Below are 6,750 nucleotides of genomic sequence, written 5' to 3'. Positions count from 1 at the left end.
TTGTTAAAGAACGCTCACCTTGCGATGAGGTTGGTTATTCTAATCAATTCAATCTAAGTGTCAACAGTTAAATTGAAGATTTAAATCACCAAATTACCAAACACTGCAACGAATCATCTTCGTTATTCCGTGTCAGTGAGGCGGCATTATAGGGAGTTAATTGCTTCTGACAAGCTTTTTTATTCAATTTCAGATTGATTGAATAAAAAAGCACCAAAGATGGCATTTAACTGGATTTGGCGACGAAAAAATCACCAAACTTACGTACTTTTTCCCAATCGGTATATTCAACTTCTTTGCTAACATCCGTCTCACCGCCGGTCATTCGCATAATAAGCTGAATCATGATGCGATCGAAGAAGCGATAGCGCGGATAGAGTAATGCTCCCGCAAATATACCTATCGTTTCAGGTTGCCAAGGAGAGCGACGAAGAAACTTTTTAATATATACGCTATTTTCAGGCAAATCTTTTCCCGGTTTTCTTGCTGTTAGATTCACGCAAATAAAAGCAGCAGATGTCGCTGCTAGCTGCAGCTGATACCGCTTACAAAATTGATATACCACTTTATTGAATCGCCCATAGCGAATAGAAGCTGCAACAATCACCTTATCATACTGTGCTATATCCACTTCAGACCCAGTATGAATATCCAGCCAATCACATTGTGCCCGACAAGACCACTGCATTTCCAATGCCGTCAGTATCTTCTTGGTTTGCCCTTCTTGGCTTGAGTAAGCCAACAATACTCTTTTCATTTCCGCTTCATCCTTTAGCTACGCCAAAATGTCGGCGTGAAGAGAACCAATAATGTAAATACTTCTAACCGCCCAAATAACATGGCTAAAATGAGCACCCACTTTGCGGCACTGTTTATCTCACCAAAATGGACCGCCACCTCCCCAAGCCCAGGGCCAAGGTTGTTCAAGGTCGCCGCTACGGCAGAAAACGCCGTTAATTCATCAACGCCTGTAGCGATGATTGCTAGCATACAAACAACAAAGACCAGTGCATACGCAGAGAAAAAACCCCATACCGCATCCACGACACGTTGAGGTAACGCATTTTTACCAATTTTAATGGTGTAGACAGCTCGCGGGTGAACCAGACGCTTTAACTCTCGACTCCCTTGCAAAGAGAGCAGTAGCATACGGATAACTTTCATTCCTCCGCCAGTAGACCCCGCACAACCACCAATAAAAGAAGAGAAAAGTAATAAGACAGGTAAGAACAGCGGCCATTCCGCAAAGCTGGTTGTGGTAAAGCCAGCGGTGGTGGAGATCGAAACTGATTGAAAGAGGGCCTGATCCACAGCTTCAAAAAAGGTAAAGCTACCATGATGCCCAAGCAACATACCAAAGCAAATCAGGAACAACACCAGCTGTATAAAGACGAACGCGCGCAACTCAGGATCGCGCCAGTAGGTTCGCAATTGAACCCCACGATTCGAAAAGGCGGCAAAGTGTAGTGAAAAATTAATTGCCGAGATAAACAAAAATACGACAGTAATGAGGTTTATTGCCGGACTATCAAAATAGCCCATGCTGGCGTCATGCGTGGAAAAGCCACCAATCGCGACAGTAGAGAAGCTGTGCGACAACGCATCAAATGCCGTCATCCCAGCCAGCCAAAAGGCCAATGCACATGCGACCGTTAAGGTTAAATAGATATACCATAATGCTTTTGCTGTCTCAGCAATACGGGGTGTCATTTTAGAATCTTTAACCGGCCCAGGAATTTCAGCACGGTAGAGCTGCATGCCACCAATCCCCAACACCGGCAATATCGCCACAGCTAAAACAATTATCCCCATACCACCAAACCACTGTAATAACTGACGGTAAAATAGAATCGCTTTTGGTAATGAGTCTAACCCAGTAATCACGGTAGCCCCGGTAGTGGTTAGCCCGGAAAAAGATTCAAACATAGAGTCAGTAAAAGATAGATTTGGGTTCTCCGCCAAAATAAAGGGCACAGATCCGGCCCCACCGATTACGGTCCAAAACAGCACCACAATAAGAAATCCATCTCGTGCTTTCAATTCATGCTTATGACGCCGATTAGGCACCCAAAGCAATGCGCCAAAAAACAGCAACAGCATAAAAGTCACGACAAAGGGGAAACCCGCGCCATCGCGATAGATAAAAGCGACCATCGCGGGGGCTAGCATAGTAAAGCTAAAGAGAGCCAGCAGTAAGCCGACAATGCGTATAATTGAACGAAATTGCATGATAGTACTGTGCGCTTATCCTAGTTATTCGGCGAACCTGACGACAAGTTGTCCGCTACTGCGCTCAAATAGATGTATGGCAAACTGCTGAGCTACTCGCTTTTCCAGTTCACATTGCATGATCACATCTTGTCCATAATCAGTATGGATTAGCTTACCGTGATACTGTGACAAAAGGGACTCTACATCACCAACTTGTGAATAGGCGCACTGCACTGTCCCCATAATTGTCACTTGTTTCGTTACCGTCGGTAACTGCTGAAGAGCGTGCTGCACTCCTCCACCGTATGCCTTAACTAACCCACCAGTGCCAAGTTTAATCCCCCCGGAATAGCGTGTTACTACTGCCGCGATCTCTCCAACTCCCGAACCACTAAGTTGAGCCAATATCGGCTTTCCTGCTGTGCCTGATGGCTCACCATCATCACTAAACCCCCACAGCATAGAATTCTCCGGCCGGCCAGCAACAAAGCCCCAGCAATTATGACGAGCATCGGCATGTTTGGCTTTAATCTTTGCGACAAACGCTTTGGCTGCCTCAACATTTGGCGTGTGTGCCAAATAAGTAATAAAGCGGCTTTTCTTTATTTCCTCCTCAACGTTTATAGAAGCAGCAGGAATTAAGTAGGGTAGATCACTCATAGTATGAAACAGCAAAGCTGGAAAATAATTTTACGGATTGAAGGTAATAAGGATACCACAGCTATTAAACTATCTGAGCAACTTAAGCACTTATCCTTGCTCCACCGATAACGCGCCACCTCTCTCACATAAAGGCAAGACACCGAAGTCCACTTAAGGCACTAATAAATAAGAAAATAACACAAAACCCCATCAAGGACGAACGCAAAGGTTAATAAAATGTTAGTGCGTCGCATTGAAATTGCGTCAGTTTCTGCTCAAACTAGTATTTAAATAACTGGTCTAACCACGCGCATTGACCCTCAACCTAGTCATGGAGACAAGGCTATGATTTATCAATCCGACACTCTCTCTATCCGGATCAATGAACAACAGATTGCCATTCTCACCTTTCATGCACCTGGCTCCGTCAATAAATTCAATCTAGCGACACTTGAAGTTCTAAACAAGGCCCTTAATACCCTTGATCAATATAAAAACATCAAGGGTCTCATCCTCACCTCTGACAAAGCGGCATTTATTGTTGGCGCCGACATTCACGAGTTTATGAGTTTATTCGATGTTGACCACGCGATATTGGCAGGCTGGCTTAAACACGCTAACAGCATCTTTAATCACCTCGAAGATTTGCCCTATCCCACCATCAGTGCCATTAACGGCCATGCTTTAGGTGGGGGGTGCGAATGCGTATTGGCGACTGACTTTCGCATTGGAGATGAACGCTGTCGCATAGGATTACCAGAGTGTAAGTTAGGCATTATCCCTGGTTGGGGAGGAACCGTTCGTCTACCACGGCTCATCGGCGCAGATAGTGCCATGGAAATCATTACAGCAGGTAAAGACTACTCTGCCGCCCAAGCGCTTAAAGTTGGTCTATTAGATGCCGTTGTCAGTAATGACAACTTATATGACAGTGCCCTGCGCATGCTACAAAGTGCCATTGAGGGTAAGCTCGATTGGCTCAGCCGTCGGCAACAAAAAAAACAACCGTTAGCCCTCAATCGTACCGAAGCGAGCATGAGCTTTATCACCGCCAAAGGCATGGTATCGTTAGCTGCTGGGCCGCACTATCCCGCTCCTCTTGCTGCAGTTGCGAGTATAGAAGCCAGCGCGACACTCTCTCGTGACGAAGCCTTAGTTATTGAAACCGAACACTTCGTTACCTTAGCGAAAACAGACGTAGCAAGGGCATTGGTTAGCATTTTCCTCAATGATCAAGTCATCAAATCACAGGCAAAAAAAGCAGCCAAAGCATCAGTGGCAACAAAAAATGCCGCGGTCATCGGTGCTGGTATCATGGGGGGAGGAATTGCTTATCAATCGGCGTTTAAAGGGGTGCCGATATTAATGAAAGACATCGCCCCCGCCTCACTTGAGCTGGGAATGACAGAGGCCTCCAAGCTACTGAATCAAAGAGTCACCAAAGGGCGTATGGACAGCCTAAAAATGGCCAAAACGCTCACTTCAATTACACCGAGTTTAAACTACACAGGAATTGAACGGTGTGATGTCGTCATTGAAGCCGTGGTTGAAGACCCCAAAATCAAAGCCAGTGTCATTGCTGAGGTAGAGCAAAAAATTCCCCCTGAGACCATTATTGCTACCAATACATCCACTATCCCTGTGAGCCTACTTGCACGCTCCTTGCAGCGCCCCGAAAACTTTTGCGGTATGCATTTCTTTAATCCTGTACACCGTATGCCATTAGTAGAAATCATCCGCGGCAAGCACACCTCTGATGAGACGATCAACCGCATCGTGACCTATGCTACTCAACTGGGTAAATCTCCTATTGTCGTAAATGATTGCCCGGGCTTTTTTGTCAACCGCGTACTGTTCCCCTACTTTACTGGCTTTAGTTTATTGCTAAGAGATGGCGCCGATTATCAGTATGTCGACCAAGTCATGGAGAAACAGTTTGGTTGGCCGATGGGACCGGCTTACCTGCTCGACGTTGTCGGTATAGATACCGCTCATCACGCACAAGCCATTATGGCAGAAGGCTTTCCTTCACGAATGAGCAAAGATTATCGGGACGCCATCGATGTACTCTTCGAGGCGCAACGATTTGGACAAAAAAGTGAGCACGGTTTTTATCAATACATAGCAGATCGAAAAGGAAAACCACAAAAGACAATAGATGAAACGACTCATTCTTTACTGGCACCAATTCAGCGCCAATGCGATGACTTATCCTCTCAAACGGTTATAAACAGAATGATGATCCCGATGATCAATGAAGTCGTGCGCTGTTTAGAAGAAGGCATTATTGCTTCGCCTGCGGAGGCAGATATCGCGCTTGTTTATGGGCTCGGTTTTCCTCCATTCCAAGGCGGTGCATTCCGTTATCTCGATAACATGGGACTGTCTAATTACGTCGCGATCGCCGATCAATACACAAGCTTAGGTGAAATTTATCAGGTGCCTGATGGGTTACGTCAAAAAGCCGCTTGCGGGGAAACCTATTTTCCAACTCCGGCTCCTATTCAGCCTCAATATTAAGGAGATCATCATGAACCGAGCCGTCATTGTTGATTGTATTCGCACCCCTATGGGCCGCTCAAAGAATGGAGCGTTTCGTCATACTCGCGCAGAAGACCTTTCTGCGCACCTTATGCAGGGACTGCTAAAAAGAACCCCCCAAGTGCATCCAGAAGAGATTGAAGATATTTACTGGGGCTGTGTACAACAGACGTTAGAGCAAGGCTTTAACATTGGTCGCAACGCTGCGTTATTGGCCGGTTTGCCACATACCATTGGCGCGACAACCGTTAACCGTTTATGCGGTTCATCGATGCAAGCACTGCATGATGCATCACGTGCCATCATGGTTGGCGATGCTGATATCTGCATCATCGGTGGCGTGGAACATATGGGCCATGTGCCAATGAACCATGGTGTTGATTTTCATCCGCAACTGTCACGAACCGTCGCAAAAGCCGCAGGAATGATGGGCTTAACCGCAGAAATGCTAGGGCGTCGCTATAACATTAGTCGCGAAATGCAAGATGCCTTTGCTACCCGCTCTCACCAGCGTGCTCACGCTGCAACCCTAGAGGGCCGTTTTAGCCACGAAATCTATCCTCTTCCAGGCCATGACCATGACGGAGCATTACAGCTAATAGAGCACGATGAAGTCATTCGCCCTGAAACAAATCTCGACTCACTGGCCGAACTGCGTCCCGTATTCGACCCCGTCAATGGCACAGTTACTGCCGGAACATCCTCTGCGTTATCCGATGGTGCGGCGGCGATGCTTGTTATGAGCGAAAACAAAGCAAAAGCCCTCGGAGTCACCATTCGTGCTCGTGTGCATGCCATGGCGATTGCGGGTTGTGACCCTTCTATTATGGGCTTTGGTCCCGTACCTGCGACAAAAAAAGCCTTAGCTCGCGCCAACCTATCCATTCATGACATCGGCATTATTGAGCTTAACGAAGCCTTTGCCGCTCAATCATTACCTTGCTTAAAAGAGCTGGACCTACTCGATAAAATGGAGGAAAAGGTCAATCTTAATGGCGGAGCTATCGCCCTCGGCCACCCGCTTGGCTGCTCTGGCGCCCGTATTTCGACCACCCTCATCAATCTAATGGAACAACAAGATCGACAGTTTGGCCTAGCCACTATGTGTATTGGTTTAGGGCAAGGCATCGCGACGATATTTGAACGCCCATAAACAGAGTACTTCCATCAACGGGCAGGCTCACGCCTGCTTTCTAAACCCATACACTTGCACAAAAGTCATAGAGTATATGTATATGTTTCACTTTATTCATACCTCTATCCTGTCTACACTAAATGACAACGGTTAAGCTCATGATGAAATGACAGAATCATACAGTTCACTCGTCAATGCTCGCTAACAACAGCACCAATTGG

The 6,750-nt window shown here is 46.5% G+C and carries 5 protein-coding genes; 2 read left to right on the top strand and 3 right to left on the bottom strand.

The annotated features are described in order from the left end of the window. Positions 1-226: 226 nt before the first annotated feature. From hemG to ACKLNH_RS18350, 3 genes are read right to left on the bottom strand one after another with little or no spacing between them, the layout of a single operon-like run. Positions 227-757, bottom strand: coding sequence for a menaquinone-dependent protoporphyrinogen IX dehydrogenase (gene hemG, locus ACKLNH_RS18360; protein WP_413113708.1), 531 nt, complete (start codon positions 755-757; stop codon positions 227-229). 14 nt (positions 758-771) lie between these two features. Further along, positions 772-2,229, bottom strand: coding sequence for a TrkH family potassium uptake protein (locus ACKLNH_RS18355; RefSeq protein ID WP_413113707.1), 1,458 nt, complete (start codon positions 2,227-2,229; stop codon positions 772-774). A 24-nt stretch (positions 2,230-2,253) separates the two neighbouring features. Further along, the gene (locus ACKLNH_RS18350) at positions 2,254-2,871 is read right to left on the bottom strand and encodes a YigZ family protein (RefSeq protein WP_413113706.1); all 618 of its coding nucleotides are present in this window, start codon (positions 2,869-2,871) and stop codon (positions 2,254-2,256) included. 327 nt (positions 2,872-3,198) lie between these two features. Here ACKLNH_RS18350 and fadB point away from each other — a divergent pair, with 327 nt between their 5' ends. Both fadB and fadA read left to right on the top strand, forming a co-directional pair. Then, complete coding sequence (gene fadB, locus ACKLNH_RS18345; RefSeq protein WP_413113705.1) at positions 3,199-5,373, top strand: fatty acid oxidation complex subunit alpha FadB; 2,175 nt, start codon at positions 3,199-3,201, stop codon at positions 5,371-5,373. Positions 5,374-5,383: 10 nt separating this feature from the next. Next, positions 5,384-6,547 carry an acetyl-CoA C-acyltransferase FadA gene (gene fadA, locus ACKLNH_RS18340; RefSeq protein ID WP_413113704.1) on the top strand — a complete coding sequence of 388 codons (1,164 nt, stop codon included), beginning with the start codon at positions 5,384-5,386 and terminating at the stop codon, positions 6,545-6,547. Positions 6,548-6,750: the final 203 nt, after the last annotated feature.

Origin of the sequence: Thaumasiovibrio clandestinus (genome assembly GCF_047250365.1) — a bacterium.
Taxonomy (GTDB): Bacteria; Pseudomonadota; Gammaproteobacteria; order Enterobacterales; family Vibrionaceae; genus Thaumasiovibrio.
Note: the sequence above shows the minus strand (reverse complement) of the source record. Positions and strands in the feature narration are given on the sequence as shown.